Consider the following 22,380-nt stretch of genomic DNA (forward strand, 5'->3'; position numbering starts at 1 on the left):
AATTATATTTGGAGGGATTCACGTGTTAAAACCTTTAGGAGATCGCGTTATTTTAGAAGCTAAAGATGAAGAAGAACAAACTGTCGGAGGCATCGTACTTGCAAGCAATGCTAAAGAAAAGTCCCAAACTGGAAAGATTATCGCTGTCGGTAACGGTACAGTTTTAGACAATGGTCAAACAGTACCAATGAACGTCAAAGTTGGCGATACAGTAGTATATGACAAATATGCTGGTACTGAAGTTTCATACGAAGATAAAAAATACTTAGTTGTCCATGAAAAGGACTTAGTTGCAGTAGTTGAATAATTAATTTTTAATTTAGGAGTGTTGATAATGGCTAAAGAAATTAAATTTTCAGAAGATGCACGTACAAAAATGCTTAAGGGTGTAGATAAGTTAGCTGACACCGTTAAGTCAACAATTGGACCTAAAGGCCGTAATGTGGTCTTGGAACAATCATACGGTTCACCTACAATTACTAATGATGGTGTGACAATTGCTAAGGCAATCGAACTTGAAGATCATTTTGAAAATATGGGTGCTAAGTTAGTTTCAGAAGTTGCTTCAAAGACCAACGACATTGCTGGTGATGGTACAACTACCGCTACGGTTCTTACTCAAGCAATCGTCAATGAAGGAATGAAGAACGTTACTGCTGGTGCTAACCCTGTTGGTATCCGTCGCGGTATTGAAAAAGCAACAAGTAAAGCAGTTGAAGCTCTCCACAAGATGTCACATGAAGTAAAAACTAAAGATGATATTGCTCAAATCGCTTCAATTTCTTCTGCTAACCCAGAAGTTGGCAAGTTGATTGCTAACGCTATGGAAAAAGTTGGTAACGATGGTGTTATCACCATTGAAGAATCTCGTGGAGTTGACACAACATTGGATGTTGTGGAAGGTATGCAATTTGACCGTGGATACATGTCACAATACATGGTAACTGACAACGACAAGATGGAAGCTAACCTTGATAATCCATACATCTTAATCACTGATAAGAAGATCGGTAATATCCAAGATATTCTTCCAGTTCTTCAATCAGTAGTTGAACAAAGCCGTTCATTATTGATTATTGCGGATGACATTACAGGTGAAGCTCTACCAACACTTGTTTTGAATAAGATGCGTGGAACCTTCAACGTAGTTGCAGTTAAGGCTCCTGGCTTTGGTGATCGTCGTAAGGAACAATTGGAAGACATTGCTATCCTAACTGGTGGTACTGTAATTACAGATGACCTTGGTTTGAACTTGAAGGACGTTACTATCGAACAACTTGGTCAATCTAACAAGGTTACAGTTACTAAAGATGATACAACCATCGTTGAAGGTGCTGGAAGCCAAGAACAAATCGCTGAACGTGTTGGAATTATCAAACAACAAATCAGTGAAACAACTTCTGACTTCGACAAGGAAAAACTTCAAGAACGTCTTGCTAAGTTATCTGGTGGTGTTGCAGTAATCCGTGTTGGTGCTGCTACTGAAACAGAACTTAAAGAAAAGAAATACCGTATCGAAGATGCTTTAAACGCTACTAGAGCTGCCGTTGAAGAAGGTTTTGTTCCTGGTGGTGGTACAGCACTTGCTAACGTTATTTCAGACCTTGAAGACGTCGAAGCTGAAGGCGATGAAGCTACAGGTGTTAACATTGTACGTCGTGCGCTTGAAGAACCAGTTCGTCAAATTGCTGAAAATGCCGGCGAAGAAGGTTCAGTAATCGTTACAAAACTTAAGGGCCAAAAGCCAGGTGTTGGATACAACGCCGCTAACGACGAATGGGTCGACATGGTTGAAGCCGGAATCGTTGATCCTACAAAGGTTACACGTTCAGCACTTCAAAATGCTGCTAGTGTATCAGCATTATTGTTAACTACTGAAGCAGTAGTTGCTGACTTACCAGAAGACAACCCAGCTCCTGCAGCACCAGCTCCAGGTATGGGCGGTATGATGTAATTTAATTCTTAGAACTAACGATTTAAATTAGGAAGATGCGAAGGTTTGCCGAAAATTCAGCTCTCCAACGCTAAACTAGACTAATTTAAATTAAAAGAATCCATGATGCGATCAGCATTGTGGATTCTTTTTTATTTCCAACTAGGAGAATATGAATTAGAATAACTTAGAAGTTGAAAAACTTCTTTACTGGACTGAGGAATATTACGTTTAAATTACACCTTATTCAGATGAATTCTGTTATTATCAGTATATGAATTATAATCTTAAAAATTGTGCTAGTCATTTTGCGAGATTTGGAGTAGAATTTCACTTGCATATTTTTGAAAATGGAGAGTAAAAGATGTTTTCGTATTTGAAGCGTATTTTAATTGGTAAACCACTGAAAACGCTCGACGAGAGTGGACAAGCTTTAACGAAGTTCAAAGCCCTCGCCTTGCTATCTTCAGATGCTTTATCATCTATTGCATATGGTACCGAAGAAATTTTGTCGGTTTTGATTGTTTTATCTGCCGCTGCAACTTGGTATTCAATTCCAATTGCTGGGATTGTATTAGTGCTATTATTCGCGATTACCGTGTCATACCGCCAAATTATTAAGGCTTATCCATCTGGTGGTGGGGCGTATGTAGTAGCTAGTAAAAATTGGGGGACGTCGGCCGGTCTGGTGGCCGGTGGCTCACTTTTAGTGGATTACATGCTGACCGTAGCGGTTAGTGTGACCTCTGGTACAGAAGCGATTACGTCGGCGATTCCAGCATTGCAAAAGTACCATATTGCCATTGCGGTTTTGATTGTACTGGGGATTATGGCGCTGAATTTGCGGGGACTACGAGAATCAGCTAGTTTCTTAACGATTCCGGTTTACCTATTTATCGTGGTTATTTCCTTGATGATTGTGGTTGGTTTATACAACATTGCAACTGGTCAAGTGGCTTATCATGCGGCTTCCGCAGTGGGATCGGCAGTGCCCGGGATGACTTTTGTGATTTTCCTTAGAGCACTATCGTCTGGTTCTTCTTCTCTGACTGGGGTTGAAGCGATTAGTAATGCTGTTCCTAACTTTAAGAAACCACGTCGTAAGAATGCTGCAGGAACCTTAGCCATTATGTCATTGATTTTAGCTTCATTCTTTGCTGGAATTACGTTCTTGGCATACTACAGTGGAATTACACCAAGTTCTTCTCAAACCGTTTTATCTCAAATCGGTGTGACAATTTTTGGACATGGTATTTTCTACTACATCCTTCAATTATCAACGGCATTGATTTTGGCCGTGGCTGCTAATACTGGTTTCTCAGCCTTTCCAATGTTGGCATATAACTTAGCTAAAGATAAGTTTATGCCACATGCTTATATGGATCGTGGTGACCGTTTAGGCTATTCCAACGGTATTATTTCCTTGGCTGCCGGAGCAATCGTTTTGATTTTAATCTTTGGTGGACAAACAGGACTATTGATTCCATTGTATGCCATCGGGGTTTTCGTACCTTTCACATTGTCACAATCAGGAATGATTGTTCATTGGAAGCGTGAAGGCGGTAAAAAGTGGATGATAAATGCTTCTGCTAACTTGCTGGGAGCTTTACTATCAGCCGTTTTAGTAATTTGTTTGCTATTCTTACACTTTAGCAATGTTTGGCCATACTTTATTGTTATGCCACTCTTGTTAAGAATGTTCTACAAGATTCGTAAACATTACGATGAAGTTGCTGATCAATTACGAGTAATTGAAAAAGGTAAAGTTAACTTGCATGACTATGATGGTTCAACTGTGATTGTCTTAGTTAGCAACGTTACTCAAGTTACTTCTGGAGCAATTAACTACGCTCGTTCAATCGGGGACTACGTAATTGCAATGCATGTCTCTTTTGATGCTAATCCTGAAAAAGAACATAAGACCGCGATGGAATTTAAAGCTGAATATCCAGATGTACGCTTCATTGATATCCATTCATCTTATCGCTCAATTACGAACCCAACCTTACGTTTCTGTGATGTGATTGCCCGGCGTGCGGCTGAACGAAACTACACAACTACTGTGTTAGTTCCACAGTTTGTTCCAAGAAAACCATGGCAAAATATTTTGCATAACCAAACTGGTTTGCGTTTACGTGCTTCTTTGAACTCGCGTGAGAATATTATTGTCTCAACCTATAATTACCATCTGAAATAAATAAAAAGTAAAACCTAGCTGAGGCTAGGTTTTTTTGTGTCAAAATATGAAAAAATAATTTAAATTCTTTGCATTTTTAGTGAAGAAGATTGTATAAGGCTCATGAGTTTAGGTATAATGTGCTTATTACGAACAAAAAGAGGACAAATTATGCGATTTGAAATAATTGTTAGTTTATTTGCGACAATGATCATTTCGGCGATCTTAACACCATTTGTCCGGAGGATTTCATTCAAAGTTGGTGCCATTGACAAACCGACAGCCAGGCGAGTCAATAAAGTACCAATGCCAACCATGGGGGGATTGGCAATCTTCATTGCCTTCAATTTCTCATTATTTTTCTTATTGAGAAATCAAATACCTAATCCGCAGTTTTACGGAATTTTCTTCGGGGAATGCATTATTTTAGTAACAGGAATTATCGATGATATTTTTGAATTAAGACCTATACAAAAAATGATTGGAATCTTGTTAGCGGCGTTAGCGGTGTATCTATTTGCTAACGTTCGGATGACGACGTTAACTTTCCCATTTATTGGAATTGTTAACTTCGGGTGGTTTTCGTTACCAATTACGTTGCTATGGATAGCAGCTATTACAAATGCGATTAATTTATTAGATGGGTTAGATGGTCTAGCGACTGGGGTAACAATCATTGCGTTGTTTACCACAGGATTTACCGGACTATTCTTTCTACCATCTACTAATATCTACATTGTAATCATGATTTTTACCTTGGTAGCAGCTGAAATTGGTTTTTTACCTTACAATTTCTTTCCAGCACGGATTTATCTCGGTGATACGGGAGCTTTATTTATTGGATTTATGATTTCAATTTTCTCACTATCTGGTTTGAAAAATGCAACCTTTATCACAATTTTAATTCCAGTTATGATTTTGGGTGTGCCACTGACTGATACGGTTTATGCAATTTTGAGAAGATTATTAAATAAGGAATCTATTTCACACGCTGATAAACGCCATCTACATCATCGTTTGATGCAAATGGGCTTAACCCATCGACAAACAGTGTTAGTGATTTATGGAATTTCACTAATCTTTTCCTTTATTGCGCTGCTATATCCCGTTTCTACGTTGTGGGGCTCAGTGTTATTAACCATCGGAATTTTGATTGGAATCGAGATTTTTGTGGAAGCAATTGGATTAGTGGGCGAAAACCGTACGCCAATGCTAAATTGGATTCGAAAGCTCGTACGCTCTAATACTTCTAAAGTAGATAGTAATGAATTTAAAGAAGAGAACACTTTAAAAGATAAGGTTCGCACACGTAGTGAACGCCATAAAAAATGAGGATAATAACGATATTAGTCGTTGTCATCCTCATTTTTTTGATATGGAATTTGAACTCGTTTGGTACCTAAATCCTTAAAGGCCACGTTCCCACTAAAAAGACCGATTAGTTCTTGCTTTAAGGGTTCTAATTGTTCTTTGGAAATTGAAATAGTAGTAGTTACTTGGGTAGTGTATTCCGTTTCTAACTGGTTTAAATGATGTTGTTCAAGATAATAAACTAATTGATCATTGTTTTGATAATCAAGTTTAATCGATAAAAGCTCTTGATCAACAAGTTGAATCAAAGCAGCATTATTAACAGCTAGGGAAGTACTTGATCCATAGGCGCGAATTAAACCGCCTGCTCCTAACTTAATGCCACCGAAGTAACGCGTCACGACGATCAATACATTAGTTAAGTTCTCGCGTTTTAAAACCTCTAGGATAGGAGCGCCGGCTGTTCCGGAAGGTTCACCATCATCAGAGGCCCGTTGGATATCTTGCTGGTCACCCAAAATGTAGGCAAAACAGTTGTGATTAGCTTTAGCTTCGGTTGTGCGGATTTCCGTTAAAAGTTGATTGGCTTCCTCTTCACTTTGAATGGGAATAATCCGACTAATAAATCTTGATTTTTTGATATCTTGTTCAATTTTAAAATTTTCTTTGACGGATAAGATTGGTTTCAAGAAAAAGACTCCTTTTTGGGTATTTAATAAATATGGAAGAAATAGAAAAGCAAAAATACTATGGACGGCTAGTTTTACAGCCAATTAATGCAGTACCAACGGATTCGCTTGATTGTCGACCAGCAATTGTAATGAAAGGAAATCAAATTCACTGCCAACGATGTGGCGCAATTACCTCTAGTAGGGATGGGGCATTACCAGATCATCAATTCTATTGCCGTAAATGTATCAACTTAGGTAGAGTTTCTACCCTGGTTCAGTTAGCGACCATTCCTGAGCCTAATAATTTTGTGGCGAATCAGAGTTATTTAGAATGGCCGGGGAAGTTAACTGCTCCGCAAGCTCGCTGTTCAAAAGCGATTATTAATTCCATTGATCAGCAACAAAATCGTTTACTCTGGGCGGTTACTGGGGCAGGGAAAACTGAAATGCTCTTCCCGGGAATTAATCATGCTTTACAAAAGCAAAAAAGGATATGTGTGGCTTCGCCCCGAATTGACGTAGTCTTAGAGCTGTTTCCTCGATTTCAAGAAGCTTTTCCACAGGCTAAAATTGCCTTGCTTCACGGTCGATCCCCAGCTCCCTATGAATATACGCAGTTTGTGCTCTGTACAACGCATCAATTACTACGATTTTACCACGCCTTTGATGTTTTAATCATTGATGAAGTGGATTCTTTTCCCTATGCGATGAATCCTGAGCTGCATTATGCAACCAAGCAGGCCCGTAAATTACAAGGATCGACCATTTATCTTACAGCTACCCCGGACGGAAAACTTTTACAGCAAAGTCGGCAAGCTAAATTAGCTACCAGTTATCTAACTCGGCGTTTTCATGGACATCCACTACCAGAAATTAAAGTAGTGAGTGGGCAAAATTGGATAAAAAAGTTAAGAAAGGGTCGATTGCCAAGCCCATTAAGCCGATTTATTAAGGAACAAATTCAAGCACAGCGCCAATTTTTAATCTTTGTTCCCAAAATTGAGGTGCTACCGAAAGTATTGGAGGCTTTGCAACAGGTCTTTCCCACGGTCAAAGTTTTAACAGTTCACGCAGCAGATCCAGAGCGGGTGGCTAAAGTGCAAATGATGCGTAAACAGGAAATTGACGCTTTAATTACGACCACTATTCTTGAACGTGGAGTGACTTTTCCAGGTATTGATGTCGCTGTTTTAGGAGCAGATGATGCCGTCTTTTCCATGGCAGCATTGGTTCAAATTGCTGGTCGAGTTGGTCGAAGTCCCCAACGACCCAAGGGGACTGTATTATTTATTTGTCCAATGTTAAATCGAAATATAAAAAGAGCTCAAGCCCAAACCAAATTTATGAATCGAAAGGCGAGTGAATGTTGAAAAGTTGCTTACTTTGTAACCGAGGATTAAATAATAATTTAGATTTATCTTTTATTTTAAGTTTCAGAAAAATTACTCCGAAGTTAGTTTGCGAGGGGTGTATAACGAGTTTTTCCACATTAGTAGATCACAAAACGTGTATTAGATGTGGAAAACTTTCAGCAATTCTCGAGTGTGCGGACTGTCAACAATGGAATGATCAGTTCGTAAATCGAGCCATGTTTCAATATGATGAGGCGATGCGTAATTTTTTTCAGCACTATAAGTTTCAGGGAGATTATTTACTGAGAAAAGTTTTTCAAGATCAATTTGTTAATTTTATTCAAAAGATCCTTAAAGAAAACGAGTTGATTGTTCCGATCCCAGTTGATGAGAGTACAATGACCTCACGTGGATTTAACCAAGTAACTGGATTGATGGAAGGTCTGGATTGGAAAGATGTTTTGATTAATCAGCGCTCAAACGATAGTTTACATCAATTTCAACGTTCAAGAAGAGAGCGACTACAGCAAGATAGTTCTTTTATTTTGAAAAGCGGATGTGATATTAGTGGTGAACATATTTTGTTGGTGGACGATATTTATACGACCGGAGCCACCCTTCGACAAGCTCGGACCACTTTACTAAGAAATGGCGCGACCCAAGTCCGTTCAGTCACGCTTTGTCGGTAGTTATTTGGGTATATTCATTGTTTATTGTAGCGTTTTCATTTATAATGAAGTTGTACAGAAATACATGAAGTAGAATATATATTTCTGTTAGTGGATGCAGTTTATCCACAGTTGAAAGGAGAGAAGTCTTATGCTTGATTTTAATGTACGTGGTGAAAATATTGAGGTAACAGAAGCAATTCGGGATTATGTTGAGAAACGAATTGGTAAGATTGAAAAATACTTTGAACAAGGTGCCAATCCAAAGGCTCACGTTAACTTGAAAGTATACCAAGACAAAACGGCTAAGGTTGAAGTAACGATTCCATTGCCATACTTGGTATTACGAGCAGAAGAAACTTCGCCTGATTTATATGCGAGTGTTGACTTAGTAACTGATAAATTGGAACGTCAACTACGTAAATACAAAACAAAAATTAACCGCAAATCGCGTGAAACAGGATACAAAGGGGTTGAAATCCCTAGTGGTGATATTGTAGAGAACGAAGAGGAAGCCAGTCAATTTGATATCGTTCGTACTAAACAAGTATCCTTGAAACCAATGGGAAGTGAAGAAGCAATCTTGCAAATGGACATGCTAGGACATAACTTCTTTATCTATGAAGATGCAGAAAGTGGATCAGTTGATATTGTTTATCGCCGTCGCGATGGACGCTATGGTTTGATCGAATCTGCTAACGATTAGATCCGCTAAATAAATACAAAACAAAATTGCTTAACAAACTTCCAACGGTTTGTTAAGCTTTTTAAATATATTTAAGATTAGTTTGATTGTAATAATAAAAATGATAAACTTAAACAGGTTATCGTTTTTACGATTAAGTTAGTACGGAAGGAAATAGTACATGGCAAACATTTTAAAAAAATGGGTGGAAAGTGATGCGCGTGAGTTAAAAAGACTCGGTAAAAAAGCAGATAAGATTGAAGCCCTAAAAGAAGAAATGGAACAACTAAATGATGAAAAACTTAAGGCTAAAACTACAGAGTTTAAAGAGCGTCTACAAAATGGCGAAACTTTAGATGATATTTTAGTTGAAGCTTTTGCAGTCGCACGTGAAGCAGCTAAGCGAGTATTAGGCTTATTCCCATTCCGCGTCCAATTAATTGGTGGAATGGTACTTCATGGTGGTAACATTGCTGAAATGAAAACTGGTGAAGGTAAGACTTTAACGGCCACATTACCCGTGTATCTGAATGCCTTAGGTGGTAAAGGGGTTCACGTTGTTACTGTTAATGAATATTTGGCTGAACGTGACTCAAGTGAAATGGGTGAGCTTTATAAATGGCTTGGCCTAACAGTAGGGGTTAATTCTTCAGAAATGACTCCCGACCAAAAACGTGAAGCTTACAATTGTGATATCACTTATTCAACGAACAGTGAAATCGGTTTTGATTACTTAAGAGATAACATGGTTGTGTATAAAGAGGATATGGTACAACGTCCTCTAAACTTCGCCTTGATTGATGAGGTTGATTCAATTTTAATTGATGAAGCCAGGACACCTCTGATTATTTCTGGTCAGACTGAACCAACTGTTACGCTATATGAACGTGCTGACCGTTACGTGAAGACTTTGGCTGATGGTGATTACACGATTGATTGGGAATCAAAATCCATCTCATTAACAGAAAATGGGATTCGTCGTGCGGAAAACTTCTTTAAAACCGACAACCTCTACGATGTTGAAAATAGTGCGTTGAACCATCATATTGATCAAGCTCTTCGAGCAAATTATATTATGACTAAAGACAAGGACTACGTGGTTTCAGATGGTGAAGTCTTAATCGTTGATTCTTTTACAGGTCGTGTAATGGAAGGCCGTCGTTTTTCTGATGGACTGCACCAAGCGATTGAAGCTAAGGAACACGTTGAAATTCAAGATGGGGCTAAAACTATGGCCAACATCACTTATCAAAACTTGTTTAGAATGTATCGTAAACTTTCAGGGATGACCGGTACAGCTCGGACTGAAGCAGAAGAATTCCGTGAAATTTACAATATGGAAGTTACAACCATTCCAACCAACCGTCCGGTGGCTCGTGATGACCGTCCAGATTTACTTTATCCAACTTTGGAAAGTAAATTTAAGGCAGTGGTGAAGGAAATCCGTGATTTGCATATTAAAGGTCAACCAGTTCTAGTTGGTACGGTTGCGGTTGAAACTTCAGAATACCTCTCACGCTTGCTTGATCGAGAAGGTATTCCACATGTTGTTTTGAATGCTAAGAATCATGCCCGTGAAGCTGAAATTGTTACCAACGCCGGTCAAAAGGGTGCGGTAACAATTGCTACTAATATGGCTGGTCGTGGTACTGATATTAAATTAGGACCTGGCGTAGTTGAACTAGGTGGTTTAGCTGTAATTGGTACTGAACGACATGAATCACGACGGATCGATAATCAGCTTCGTGGTCGTTCGGGACGTCAAGGTGATGTCGGAATGTCCCAATTCTATCTTTCACTAGAAGATGACTTGATGATTCGTTTTGGTTCAGAACGAATCAAAGATTTGCTTTCTAGGATGAAAATTGCGGATGAAGATGCAGTTATTCGAAGTGGTTTAATTAGCCGTCAAGTTGAATCTGCTCAAAAACGAGTTGAAGGTAATAACTACGATGCTCGTAAGAACGTTCTTCAATACGATGATGTTATGCGTGCGCAACGTGAAGTGATTTACGCTGAACGTCAACAAGTGATCATGGAAGAAACTAGTCTAAAAGATGTGCTAATGCCGATGGTTGATCGAACGATTGACCGCGTGGTTGATGCCCATACCCAAAAAACTCAAAAGAACTTTGATTTAGAAACCATTGTAGAATTTGCACGGACTGCCTTGGTTTCAGATAAAGACATTCATCAAGCTGATGTGGAAGGGATGTCTGCTAAAGAAATTAAGGACTACTTGAAACAACTAGCTGATCAAATGTACATTGAAAAAGAAAAAGCTTTGTACGACCCAGCTCAAATTCTAGAATTTGAAAAAGTTGTGATTCTCCGAGTGGTTGACCAACACTGGACCGATCATATTGATGCCATGGACCAGTTACGTCAATCGGTTGGACTTCGAGGCTATGGACAGTTAAATCCATTAGTTGAATATCAACAAGAAGGTTACCGAATGTTCAACGAAATGATTACAGATATCGAATATGAAACTACTCGATTATTTATGAAATCTGAAATTCGTCAAAATCTTCAACGGTAGTTGATTTATAATATAAAACTGGGAAGGTAATTTGACCGTTCCCAGTTTTTTAATGTGAAATGAAAAAAGGAGCTAACTTATATGGAGCTAGTTGAAGCAAAACATCAAATTGAAGATATGAAAAAAGAAGTCGCTGACTTCGGGAGGTCTCTTTGACTTAGATGCTTTGAATGAAAGTATCAGTGTCAATGAGGCCAAAATGGCAGAGCCTAACTTTTGGGATAATCAAGAACAGGCTCAAATTGTCATCAATGAAAATAATGAGTTAAAACAAAAATACGATAATTTTAAAAATTTAACCGACCATGTTGAAAACTTAGAGGTAACTGCTGAATTATTGGAAATGGAAGATGATCCTGACGTTCAAAGTGAGTTTGAGAGTGAATTAGCCGCCACGGCTAAATTATTGCAGGATTACCGTTTAGGATTATTGCTTAATGGTAAATATGATGCCAATAACGCAATTATAGAAATTCACCCCGGAGCGGGAGGAACAGAATCTCAAGATTGGGGTTCCATGTTGCTAAGAATGTACACGCGTTGGGCTGAGCAGCATCAGTTTAAGGTTCAAATTGAAGATTACCAAGCAGGTGAAGTGGCAGGAATTAGTAGTGTAACCATGCGAATTGTCGGTCACAACGCATATGGTTATTTACGCTCTGAAAAGGGAGTTCATCGGCTAGTAAGACTATCACCATTTGATTCTGCTGGACGACGGCATACTTCTTTTGCATCAGTCGACGTTATGCCGGAATTGGATGATTCGGTTGAAGTTAACATTAACCAAGATGATTTACGGGTGGATGTATATCGTTCTAGTGGTGCTGGTGGACAGCATATTAACAAGACTTCTTCAGCGGTGCGAATTACGCATTTGCCAACTGGAATTGTAGTTGCGAGTCAAGCAGAACGTTCTCAATTACAAAACCGGGCTACCGCTATGAGTATGTTGAAGGCTAAGCTATTTGAGCTTGAAGAACAAAAGAAAGCAGAAGAAAAGGCTAAAATAGAAGGCATTCAACTTGAAATAGGATGGGGATCGCAGATTCGTTCTTACGTTTTCCATCCCTATTCTATGGTTAAAGATCATCGAAGCAACTTTGAGACGGCTAACGTTCAAGGTGTGATGGACGGGGATTTCGATGATTTTATCAATGCTTATTTGCAATGGAAATTGAAAGAAGATAATCCAAAATAGGGGGATTCGGATGTCAAAGACGATATTAGTTGTAGATGATGAGCCAGCAATTGTGACTTTAATTACTTATAATTTGGAACAAGCTAATTATCAAGTTGTGAGTGTGGATAACGGTTTAGATGCGGTGGAAATCGTCCAAAAGGGCTTAGTTGATTTTGTGATTATGGATTTAATGCTCCCTCAATTGGATGGAATTGAAGCTACCAAACAAATTCGCAAGTTTGATGAACAAATTCCAATTATTATGTTGACGGCTAAGACTAGTCAAGTTGATAAAATATTGGGATTGGAATTAGGGGCAGATGATTATATTACCAAACCATTTAGTCCTCAGGAGCTTCTTTCACGGATTAAAGTAATCTTGCGACGGACTGATCGGGCAATTAATTTGGCTGAAATTGATCCAACTCTACAAGCAGAAAATATCGCCATTGATTTCAAAAGAATGGTGGTTAAGAAGAATAATGAAAAAATTCAATTAACACCCAATGAATTTAAACTATTAAGGTATTTATACAAAAATGCCAACCAAGTTTTATCACGCGATCAAATTTTGGAGAAAGTTTGGGGATATGAATATGGGGGACAGACCCGTATTGTAGATATCCACATCAGTCATTTGAGGGATAAACTGGAAAATGATCCCAAACATCCACAGTTGATCAAAACCATTAGGGGGTTTGGATATGAGTTCGTCTCGAAAAAAGGCGATTAAGCGTACCGTGCAATTTGGTTTTGCTAGTCTAATCGGAAATGCCTTTATGGCTTTTCTGGTGTATAAATTAATTGTAAAAGAAAATCCACGAGTAACTAAGGTAGATATGTCACTGTTAATCGCCGTGATTTTATTAATTACGGTTATTGAAATAATTGTATTTTGGAGTAATCAAAAGAAAATTATTGAGCGTCAAAAGTTATTCAGAAAGAACTTAGAAGAAGTTATTAAAGGTAACCATGTTCCCAAGATTCAATTGGATCCAGAAGATCCATTTTATAAATTATCTAAAGTTGTTAATGAAATTGGTACCCATGAGCGTCATCAAATTCACGTTTTGAGAAATCAACAAAGTGAATTAACCGCCATTATGGATAATTTGCCAGTAGGAGTGCTAGTTATTAATCGGCACCGTGAACTACAAGTGGCTAACACGTACGCTATTAACCACTTAGGGATTACTGGACTCGACGTTCCTCACCCATATACCATGGATATTCGGGATCATGAATTAAGTGAATTGGTGGATAACGTGTTTAGAACACGTCAGAGTACTACCAAAACAATTAAACTAGATGGGGACCAGCCATATATTTATGAAACAACGGTTGTTTACAGTCCCAAAGTGCACCATAAATTTGAAATTATTGTGCTACTTTACGATGCAACGGAAACGGTGCGCTCTAAACAAATTGAACGTGACTTTGTTAACAATGCTTCGCACGAACTTCGTACACCAATTACATCGATTGCGGGCTTCGCAGATACGTTACTAAACGGAGCCAAGGACGATCCAGAAACCTTGGATAATTTCTTACGTATTATTAAGGCTGAAAGTGATAAGTTAGTGCAATTAACGGACGATATTTTAACCATGTCGCGCGTTAAGAGTGGTGAACGAGAACGTAAAGAAATTAATTTACATAAGTATGTGGATCAACAACTTAAGTTAGTAGAAAGTAACATCAGTAGCATGAATCTACATGTGGAAAACAATATTCCAGCAGATGTTAATGAAGAAGTGATTGAAAATGATTTATTCCAAATCGTCAAGAATTTGATTACTAATGCGATTAGTTACAATCGAAAAGGTGGAAAAATCAAGATTGATTACGGATCACATCATGACCGTTGGAAGCTCGTAGTGAGTGATACTGGTATTGGAATTCCTTTAGGTCAGACGGACCGCGTTTTTGAACGTTTTTATCGGGTGAATAACGCTACTAAAGGTGGTACTGGATTAGGTTTAGCCATTGTTAAAGAAGCGGTTGACGATATGAATGGTAGCGTTCGAATCGAATCAGATGAAGATAGCGGAACCACGGTGATCGTAAAATTCAAGCGTGATATTAATTAAATATTGTGGAATAAAGTTGAATTTTAATTCGGCTTTATTTTTTTTACACTTTTTACTATTTTAAAATTCTTTACATAATCTTTACATACCTCATATTTAACCTTTACGTTGCCCTTGTATGCTAATAATCGAAGCTAGAGATTAGGGAAAAGAGGCCAGGACATGAAAAAAGTTAATAAGGGGATTATCTTAGCGTCGATGATGGCAATACTCTTGATTTTGACTGGATGTCAGTCTAAGTCATCTCAAAAAAATTCAGTAACGATTGTGGGATCGACGGCGTTACAACCATTAGTAGAAAAAGCTGCTGCTGATTATCAAGTAAAAAATAGCGGTGTGGATATCACTGTTCAGGGGGGCGGATCTGGGACCGGTCTAAGCCAAGTTCAACAAGGCGCCGTAAGTATCGGAAATTCAGATGTTTTTGCAGAACAACAAGATGGAATTGATGCCAAAAAAGTGGTGGATCATAAGGTAGCGGTGGTTGGAATGGCTCCCGTGGTCAACCAAGATGTTCCAATTAAAAATATTTCTATGGCTAATCTACGTAAAGTATTTACAGGTAAAATTACAAACTGGAAACAACTGGGGGGGCCTGATCAAAAGATTGTGGTCATCAATCGAGCCCAAGGGAGTGGTATCCGGAAATCATTCGAACGAGTGGTATTAAAAGGACAACCAGCTTTGAATGCTCAAGAACAAGATTCAAATGGGACGGTACAAAAAATTGTACAAGCAACTCCAGGATCGATTAGTTATCTTTCATTCTCATATTTTAATAACCAAATTAAACATTTAGCGATTGATGGAGTTCAACCTAACGCTAAAAATGTGGAAAATAATCGTTGGAAAATTTGGTCATATGAGCACATGTATACGAAACCTAATGCCAGTGCAGCAACCAATAACTTTATTAAATACATGAAATCTGAAAAAGTACAAAAGAATTTAGTTTCAGACTTAGGTTATATTTCAATCCATGATATGAAGGTAGAACTAACAAGTGATGACCAAGTAATCCCAATTAAAGGAGCTGAGGAATAATGGATGCAGTAAAAAAAGAATTAACGCGTAAATCAAAGGCTTCCAGGCAGGACCAGCGTGGAAAGTTAATTTCCTTAGCTTGTGTAACTTTGATTATGTTGGTAGTCCTTTCAATTTTATACATGATTACTTCTAAAGGTTTAGCAACTTTCTTCGAAAATAAAATGAGTATTGTTGATTTCTTTACTAAGCAAGTTTGGAATCCGAGTGCTAAACCTCAAGCGTTAGTGGGCGCACTACCGATGATTGTAGGATCATTCAGTGTTACCGTTCTTTCAGCCCTTTTGGCAGCGCCATTTGCGATTGCCACCGCCATCTTCATGGTTGATATTGCAGGAAAACGTGGACGTAAAATTTTACAACCGGTCATCGAATTGTTGGTGGGAATTCCATCAGTAGTTTACGGATTTATCGGGTTGACGGTCGTCGTGCCCTTTACTCGAACAGTATTTGGTGGAACTGGTTTTGGAATTTTGTCGGGAACCTTCGTACTGTTTGTCATGGTCTTACCGACCGTAACTTCCATGTACGTTGATAGTTTAAAAGCTGTTCCACAGTTTTATCGCGAGGCTTCATTGGCTTTGGGAGCCACACGGTGGCAAACAATCTACAAAGTTATCATTCGAGCTTCCATTCCAGGCTTACTAACTGCTATTATTTTTGGAATGGCTAGAGCCTTTGGTGAAGCCTTAGCTGTTCAAATGGTAATTGGTAATGCATCGATTTTACCAAGTGACTTAGTATCACCAGCCTCAACGTTAACTAGTGTGTTAACAACGGGAATTGGAAATACAGTTTTAGGGACCTTACCTAATAATGCCTTATGGTCATTAGCATTGGTGCTCTTACTAATGTCCTTGGTATTTAACCTCCTAACAAGGTTTATTGGAAAGAAGGGAGCATTTTAAATGAACGCTAAGAGAGTTGATAAGATTGCTACAGCCGTTATTTATCTATTAGTTGGAATCGTTATTTTAATTTTAGTGGCTCTACTAGGTTTTATCTTGATTACGGGGTTACCACACGTCACTTGGTCATTTTTAACCTCACCAGCATCGGCATTTAATGCTGGAGGCGGGATTGGTGATCAGCTCTTTAACTCCTTTTATCTACTATTTCTAACCTTGTTGATTTCTTTTCCAATTTCACTTGGAGCTGGAATTTACTTAGCGGAATATGCGAAGAAAAATCGAGTAACTGAAGCTATTCGAATTACCATTGAAGTTTTAAGTTCCTTACCATCAGTAGTAGTGGGGTTATTTGGATTTTTACTCTTCGTAGTGCAATTTAAATTAGGATTCTCCATTATCTCAGGAGCGATTGCTTTAACCTTCTTCAACCTACCGCTGTTAACTCGAAATATTGAAAATTCTTTAAATGGTGTTTCTAATTTACAACGAGAGGCGGGGCTTTCATTAGGACTTTCTCGTTGGAAAACCGTTACTAAAGTGGTCGTGCCTGCTGCTCTACCAGGAATCATAACTGGAATTATTTTAAGTGCTGGACGCGTTTTTGGAGAAGCCGCCGCTTTGATTTTTACCGCTGGACAGAGTGCTCCAGTATTAAACTACGCAAATTGGAATCCTTTTAGTGGCGACAGTCCCTTGAATATTTTCCGTCCTGCCGAAACCTTGGCAGTGCATATTTGGAAGATTAATACCGAAGGAATCATGCCCGATGCCAGTCAAGTTTCCGCCGGGGCTTCTGCAGTTTTAATCATTGCAGTATTAGTCTTTAATCTTGGGGCCCGTTGGGCAGGAAATTATGTTTATCGTAGAATCACTGCCAGCAAATAGAATTTGGAGGAAAGCATATGTTGGAAACGAAACGTAAAGAAAAATCAATTTTGACCTTCCCCGCCGATCGCGAAATTGCTTTAGAAACGAATAACCTTCAGGTCTATTATGGCGATAACCATGCCATGCAGGATGCATCTTTGCAATTCCCTCGTTATTCCATTACGGCTTTGATCGGCGCTTCTGGATCGGGGAAATCCACTTACTTGAGAAGCTTGAATCGGATGAATGACGGCATTGCTCGCGTAGATGGCGAGATTATGTATCGAGGATTGGATGTTAATGCGGATGAAGTCGATATTTATCAAATGCGGCGTCGGATTGGAATGGTATTTCAACGTCCAAATCCCTTTGCCAAATCAATTTACAACAATATCAGTTTTCCATTACGCGAAATGGGTATTAAAGACAAATCAAAAATTGATGGCATTGTAGAATCGAGTTTAAAACAGGCGGCCTTATGGGATGAAGTCAAGGATGATTTGAAACGTAGTGCGTTAGCATTGTCAGGGGGGCAACAACAGCGACTATGTATTGCACGTTCACTGGCAATGAGTCCAGATATTCTATTGATGGATGAGCCTGCTAGTGCCTTAGATCCCATTTCAACCCACAAATTAGAAATGACTTTAAATGACTTAAAAGAACAATACACTATTATTATCGTTACACACAGTATGGAACAAGCTTCTCGACTAAGTGATTACACTGCTTTTATGCACATGGGGAAAATTGTTGAATTTGATACGACAGAAAACATTTTTACTAATCCAGCAGTTAAATTAACTGAGGACTATGTCTCTGGAAACTTTGGGTAGTTAGGAGAAAAATATGGCAAAAGATATTATTACGGCTGAAAATGTTCATTTATATTACGGACAAAAGGAAGCTCTGCATGGAATTAGTCTCGGCTTCCCTGAAAAAGAAATTACCGCTCTGATCGGACCCTCTGGGAGCGGAAAATCGACGTTCATCAGAACTTTAAATCGAATGAGCGATTTAAACCCCGAAGTTACGGTTACCGGAGCCATCCGACTTGATGGCGAAGACATCTATTCGCCTAAAACAGATACGGTAGAACTGCGCAAACGAGTCGGAATGGTATTTCAACAGCCTAATCCTTTTCCTTTTTCGGTTTATGATAACGTAACTTACGGGCTACGACTCAGTGGGATAAAAGATAAGGCACTGTTAGATCAACGTGTGGAAGAAAGTTTAAAGCAGGCGGCCGTTTGGGATGAAACTAAAGATCATTTAAAAGAAAATGCTCTTTCATTTTCTGGAGGACAGCAGCAAAGAATCTGTATTGCAAGGGTTTTGGCAGTTCAACCCGAAATTATTTTACTAGATGAACCAACCAGTGCGTTAGACCCGGTATCTTCAGCAAAGGTAGAAGATAGTTTATTAGCAATTAAGGATCAATTCACCATCGCGGTCGTAACTCACAATATGCAACAAGCATCTCGAATTTCTGATCAAACAGCTTTTTTCTTGGATGGCAACTTGGTGGAATTTAGTAAAACAGTCGATATGTTTACACATCCTGAAAAACAGGAGACGAGCGATTACTTAAACGGTAAATTTGGATAGGAGGAACTAGCATGAGAGGGATTTTTGATAATGAGTTGAGGCGCCTATTAGGCAAGTTTACGGAGATGGGAATTAACGTTAGTGAACAGATTTACCGTGCGACTAAATCATTTATTGACCATGATCGAGAAATGGCGCAGAGCGTGATTGATTATGATAATAACGTCAATGAAGAAGAAATTGCTTTAGAAGATCAAGCTTTAAAATTGATGGCCTTACAACAACCCGTGGCTGCCGATTTTCGGCAGGTGATTGTCGTCTTAAAAGCTAGTTCGGAACTGGAACGGATTGGCGATCATGCAGTCGGAATTGCTAAAGAAACTATTCGAATTAAAGGACATCATCGGGATGCTAAAATCGAAGCCGAAATTGCTGAAATGACGAACGTTGTTCGAACGATGCTAGATGTTACGATGGATGCCTACGTAAAAAGAGATAGTAAATTAGCGGACGAAGTAATTAAAGCCAACGAGCAGATTGATAATAGCTATAAAAAAATTCGTAATGAAGTTTTGAGTAATATGAAAACTAACCCCAAACTAGTCACTGGGGGAGCAGGGTATTTAATGGTGGCTAACTACATTGAACGAATTGGCGATCATGTTACCAACGTTGTAGAGTGGATATTATATAATCAGTCAGGAAAGATTACCGAAATTAATGCAGATGTCGCGGATGTGGGTGGAATTGATTAGACCACGAAACGAGTAGTTATTGCTAAATTAAAAATTTAGTAATAACTACTCGTTTTTTTGTATAAAGTTTGCTAAACGAAAGACAAAAGCTGTAAAATTACTATTAACAATAATGTTTAGAGGTGAAGTATTTGAATATGAATTCCAAAACAAAATTTGCTAAATCAAATGACCGTTTGATAACCGGGGTTAGCGGCGGAATTGCCGAATATTTTGGCTGGAGTAAAGCCCTAACTCGGGTGATTATGTTGATGTTAATGTTAGTATCACATGGACTTTTGTTAATCCCATATATTATTTTAGCTTGGTTAATGCCTAGTAAACCAATTGAATCAAATCAAGGTTTTGCCAGCATGTTCAGTAATTATATGGGTGGTATGAACGGTCAGTCTCAAAATAATAAGAAGAGAAAAGAAATTAAAAACGTTGAAGAACACGACGTCAACGAATAAAGATGGGAGAATTTAAATGCGCTTTTGGCAACGAGTATTAGTTAATTGCATTCTTTTTGTGGCTTTGACTGGATTTTTCCAAAGTAATGGAAATTTCTATGTTTCAAGCATCTGGATTGCTTTGGTGGCTAGTTTGATTTTGGCAATATTGAATGCCAGTATCAGGCCCATCCTACAAATTATTTCATTACCAATTACATTGTTAACTTTAGGCTTGTTTAGTATTGTGATTAACGCTCTCATGTTGGAATTAACTTCCGTATTTGTAGGAGCATCTAATTTTTATTTTTCATCCTTTGGAATGACGATGTTGATTTCGGTAATCTTATCCATTTGTAATACTATTATTTCGAACCACTTTACAAATCGTTAGCGAAGGAGGCCCATTCAATGGCCGATGGTGTTTCAGTATCTGAGTTAGTAGAAAAAATAAGATTAGATGTATTTTATGGCGATGAACTATTAGAACAAAAAAAAGTTACAGTTAGTGATATTTCACGTCCAGGTTTAGAGTTAACCAATTACTTTAAATTTTATCCTCATGAACGAATTCAACTGTTTGGAGAAACAGAAATTTCGTACGCTAAGGATAGTATGACTAAAGATGAACGAACTAAGATTTATGATCGAATGGCGGACGTTGATACCCCAGCATTTGTGGTTTCGCGTGGTTTACCAATTCCTGAAGAATTGATCCAGGCCGCCAAAAATAATCAGGTTCCCATCTTAACGTCAACTTTACCAACCTCACGTCTGCTAAGTAACATGACCAACTTTTTAGAAGATCGGTTGGCAGAACGTGATTCAATTCATGGTGAACTACTGGAAATTTATGGATTAGGGGTTTTAATTACGGGAGACTCTGGGATTGGTAAAAGTGAAACGGCGTTGGACCTAATCAAACGCGGACATCGTCTGATTGCGGATGATCGGGTTGATATTTATCAACAAGATGAACAAACCTTAATCGGGGAAGCTCCCCGCATTCTTCGTCATCTTTTGGAGATTCGAGGTGTTGGAATCATTGATGTAATGAATTTATTTGGGGCGAGCGCGGTTAAAAATCACACGGAAATTAGTGTGATTGTTCATCTACAAAATTGGGATAAAGATGCACATTTCGATCGTTTAGGTAACGGCGAACAAACACGACATTTCTTTGAATTAGATATTCCAAAGATTACCATCCCAGTTCGTGTTGGACGAAACCTCGGTGATATTATCGAAGCCGCTACCATGAACTTTAGAGCTAAAAATATGGGATATGATGCAACCAAAGTTTTTGATCGTAACTTAAATGAGTTGATCAAAGATAATTCCCAGAAATAGGAGTGGATTTTGTGAATTTAACGTTAGGAGCACTAAATCCAATTGCCTTTAATCTTGGTGGAATTCAAGTTCATTGGTATGGAATTATCATTGCGTCAGCAGTGGTGTTAGCGACGATTTTGGCAGTTCAAGAAGCTAAAAGGCGAAGAATCGATCCAGATTCTATCTACGATTTGATTTTATGGGCCTTACCAGTGGCGATTATTACCGCTCGAATGTATTACGTTATTTTTGAGTGGGGATATTACCAAAACCATGTCGATGAAATTGTACGCGTTTGGGACGGTGGTATTGCCATTTATGGGGCCTTGATTGGGGCTGGAATCGTGGTCTACCTCTTCTGTCGTGCAAATTGGATTCCAGTTTGGTTAATGTTGGATATCATCGCTCCAGTATTGATTATGGCCCAAGGTATTGGTCGATGGGGTAATTTTATGAATCAAGAGGCTTTCGGCAGAATTACTAGCTTAACATTTCTCCAAAGTCTTCATTTGCCCCATTTTATTATTCAACAAATGCTGATTGATGGAGCCTACCGTCAACCAACTTTTTTATATGAATCGCTTTGGGACATCTTGGGCTTTATTGTATTGATGAGTTTGAGACATAAAAAACATTTATTCAAACAAGGGGAAGTGTTCTTGTCCTATGTAATTTGGTACGCGTTTGGTCGCTTTTTTGTCGAAGGGATGCGCACTGATAGTTTGATGCTATTAGGCATCCGCGTGTCACAATGGCTTTCGGTAATACTTTTTATCGGAGCAATTGGTATATTGGTGTTCCGCCGTAAATCGATGCGAGAACGCCTACCAGATTATTTGGAAGGTAATCAGCTTTCACCAAAATGAACTTGAGTAAAGTACCTT

General features: G+C 38.6%; 22 protein-coding genes. 21 read left to right on the top strand and 1 reads right to left on the bottom strand.

Annotation, left to right across the window (positions count from 1 at the left end; genetic code table 11):
- Positions 1 to 22 precede the first annotated feature (22 nt).
- The 4 genes from groES to PEPE_RS02090 all read left to right on the top strand — a co-directional run bounded on the left by groES (position 23) and on the right by PEPE_RS02090 (position 5,441).
- The gene (gene groES, locus PEPE_RS02075) at positions 23 to 307 is read left to right on the top strand and encodes a co-chaperone GroES (protein WP_002834471.1); all 285 of its coding nucleotides are present in this window, start codon (positions 23 to 25) and stop codon (positions 305 to 307) included.
- 27 nt (positions 308 to 334) lie between these two features.
- Positions 335 to 1,954, top strand: coding sequence for a chaperonin GroEL (groL, locus tag PEPE_RS02080; RefSeq protein ID WP_002834470.1), 1,620 nt, complete (start codon positions 335 to 337; stop codon positions 1,952 to 1,954).
- Positions 1,955 to 2,297: 343 nt separating this feature from the next.
- Positions 2,298 to 4,130 (top strand): APC family permease, encoded by a 1,833-nt coding sequence (locus PEPE_RS02085; protein ID WP_002834469.1) that lies wholly within the window; start codon positions 2,298 to 2,300, stop codon positions 4,128 to 4,130.
- A gap of 150 nt (positions 4,131 to 4,280) precedes the next feature.
- On the top strand, positions 4,281 to 5,441 hold the full coding sequence (locus tag PEPE_RS02090; RefSeq protein ID WP_011673068.1) for a glycosyltransferase family 4 protein: 1,161 nt from the start codon (positions 4,281 to 4,283) through the stop codon (positions 5,439 to 5,441).
- 14 nt (positions 5,442 to 5,455) lie between these two features.
- Here PEPE_RS02090 and PEPE_RS02095 read toward each other — a convergent pair whose 3' ends face one another.
- Positions 5,456 to 6,109: a YigZ family protein gene (locus PEPE_RS02095; RefSeq protein WP_002834467.1), complete on the bottom strand. Its 654-nt coding sequence runs from the start codon at positions 6,107 to 6,109 to the stop codon at positions 5,456 to 5,458.
- A gap of 32 nt (positions 6,110 to 6,141) precedes the next feature.
- On the opposite strand from PEPE_RS02095, the gene PEPE_RS02100 reads away from it, so the two are divergent.
- The 17 genes from PEPE_RS02100 (at position 6,142) to lgt (ending at position 22,362) form a co-directional block, all read left to right on the top strand.
- Positions 6,142 to 7,461: a DEAD/DEAH box helicase gene (locus PEPE_RS02100; RefSeq protein ID WP_011673069.1), complete on the top strand. Its 1,320-nt coding sequence runs from the start codon at positions 6,142 to 6,144 to the stop codon at positions 7,459 to 7,461.
- A 239-nt stretch (positions 7,462 to 7,700) separates the two neighbouring features.
- A complete protein-coding gene (locus PEPE_RS09310; RefSeq protein WP_011673070.1) occupies positions 7,701 to 8,132 on the top strand; it encodes a ComF family protein in 432 nt (143 codons plus the stop codon).
- 130 nt (positions 8,133 to 8,262) lie between these two features.
- On the top strand, positions 8,263 to 8,817 hold the full coding sequence (gene hpf / locus PEPE_RS02110; RefSeq protein WP_002834463.1) for a ribosome hibernation-promoting factor, HPF/YfiA family: 555 nt from the start codon (positions 8,263 to 8,265) through the stop codon (positions 8,815 to 8,817).
- Between the two features lie 160 nt (positions 8,818 to 8,977).
- Positions 8,978 to 11,338 carry a preprotein translocase subunit SecA gene (gene secA / locus PEPE_RS02115; RefSeq protein ID WP_002834462.1) on the top strand — a complete coding sequence of 787 codons (2,361 nt, stop codon included), beginning with the start codon at positions 8,978 to 8,980 and terminating at the stop codon, positions 11,336 to 11,338.
- A gap of 81 nt (positions 11,339 to 11,419) precedes the next feature.
- Positions 11,420 to 12,536 (top strand): peptide chain release factor 2 gene (prfB, locus tag PEPE_RS02120; protein ID WP_099046112.1). Its coding sequence is split into 2 segments (ribosomal slippage): positions 11,420 to 11,491 and positions 11,493 to 12,536, totalling 1,116 coding nucleotides; the frame shifts between segments, so codons are not numbered across the junction.
- Between the two features lie 10 nt (positions 12,537 to 12,546).
- Entirely contained in the window at positions 12,547 to 13,251 is a 705-nt protein-coding gene (locus PEPE_RS02125; RefSeq protein WP_002834460.1) for a response regulator transcription factor, read from the top strand.
- On the top strand, positions 13,223 to 14,608 hold the full coding sequence (locus PEPE_RS02130; RefSeq protein WP_002834459.1) for a sensor histidine kinase: 1,386 nt from the start codon (positions 13,223 to 13,225) through the stop codon (positions 14,606 to 14,608). The genes PEPE_RS02125 and PEPE_RS02130 overlap by 29 nt, the downstream gene beginning before the upstream one ends.
- 162 nt (positions 14,609 to 14,770) lie before the next feature.
- Positions 14,771 to 15,652, top strand: a complete 882-nt coding sequence (locus PEPE_RS02135; RefSeq protein WP_002834458.1) for a phosphate ABC transporter substrate-binding protein PstS family protein — start codon at positions 14,771 to 14,773, stop codon at positions 15,650 to 15,652.
- Positions 15,652 to 16,560, top strand: a complete 909-nt coding sequence (gene pstC, locus PEPE_RS02140) for a phosphate ABC transporter permease subunit PstC (protein ID WP_011673073.1) — start codon at positions 15,652 to 15,654, stop codon at positions 16,558 to 16,560. The genes PEPE_RS02135 and pstC overlap by 1 nt, the downstream gene beginning before the upstream one ends.
- Positions 16,561 to 17,448, top strand: a complete 888-nt coding sequence (gene pstA, locus PEPE_RS02145; RefSeq protein WP_002834456.1) for a phosphate ABC transporter permease PstA — start codon at positions 16,561 to 16,563, stop codon at positions 17,446 to 17,448.
- A 20-nt stretch (positions 17,449 to 17,468) separates the two neighbouring features.
- Positions 17,469 to 18,266: a phosphate ABC transporter ATP-binding protein PstB gene (pstB, locus tag PEPE_RS02150; protein ID WP_171030525.1), complete on the top strand. Its 798-nt coding sequence runs from the start codon at positions 17,469 to 17,471 to the stop codon at positions 18,264 to 18,266.
- Positions 18,267 to 18,279: 13 nt separating this feature from the next.
- Positions 18,280 to 19,038, top strand: a complete 759-nt coding sequence (gene pstB / locus PEPE_RS02155; protein WP_002834094.1) for a phosphate ABC transporter ATP-binding protein PstB — start codon at positions 18,280 to 18,282, stop codon at positions 19,036 to 19,038.
- Positions 19,039 to 19,049: 11 nt separating this feature from the next.
- On the top strand, positions 19,050 to 19,733 hold the full coding sequence (phoU, locus tag PEPE_RS02160; RefSeq protein ID WP_002834093.1) for a phosphate signaling complex protein PhoU: 684 nt from the start codon (positions 19,050 to 19,052) through the stop codon (positions 19,731 to 19,733).
- A gap of 137 nt (positions 19,734 to 19,870) precedes the next feature.
- Positions 19,871 to 20,185 (top strand): PspC domain-containing protein, encoded by a 315-nt coding sequence (locus PEPE_RS02165; RefSeq protein WP_002834092.1) that lies wholly within the window; start codon positions 19,871 to 19,873, stop codon positions 20,183 to 20,185.
- Positions 20,186 to 20,201: 16 nt separating this feature from the next.
- A complete protein-coding gene (locus tag PEPE_RS02170; protein WP_002834091.1) occupies positions 20,202 to 20,558 on the top strand; it encodes a phage holin family protein in 357 nt (118 codons plus the stop codon).
- A 17-nt stretch (positions 20,559 to 20,575) separates the two neighbouring features.
- Entirely contained in the window at positions 20,576 to 21,514 is a 939-nt protein-coding gene (gene hprK / locus PEPE_RS02175) for an HPr(Ser) kinase/phosphatase (protein WP_002834090.1), read from the top strand.
- 11 nt (positions 21,515 to 21,525) lie between these two features.
- On the top strand, positions 21,526 to 22,362 hold the full coding sequence (lgt, locus tag PEPE_RS02180; RefSeq protein ID WP_002834089.1) for a prolipoprotein diacylglyceryl transferase: 837 nt from the start codon (positions 21,526 to 21,528) through the stop codon (positions 22,360 to 22,362).
- Positions 22,363 to 22,380 lie beyond the last annotated feature (18 nt).

The sequence above is a fragment of the Pediococcus pentosaceus ATCC 25745 genome (assembly GCF_000014505.1).
In the GTDB taxonomy this organism is placed as follows: Bacteria; Bacillota; Bacilli; order Lactobacillales; family Lactobacillaceae; genus Pediococcus; species Pediococcus pentosaceus.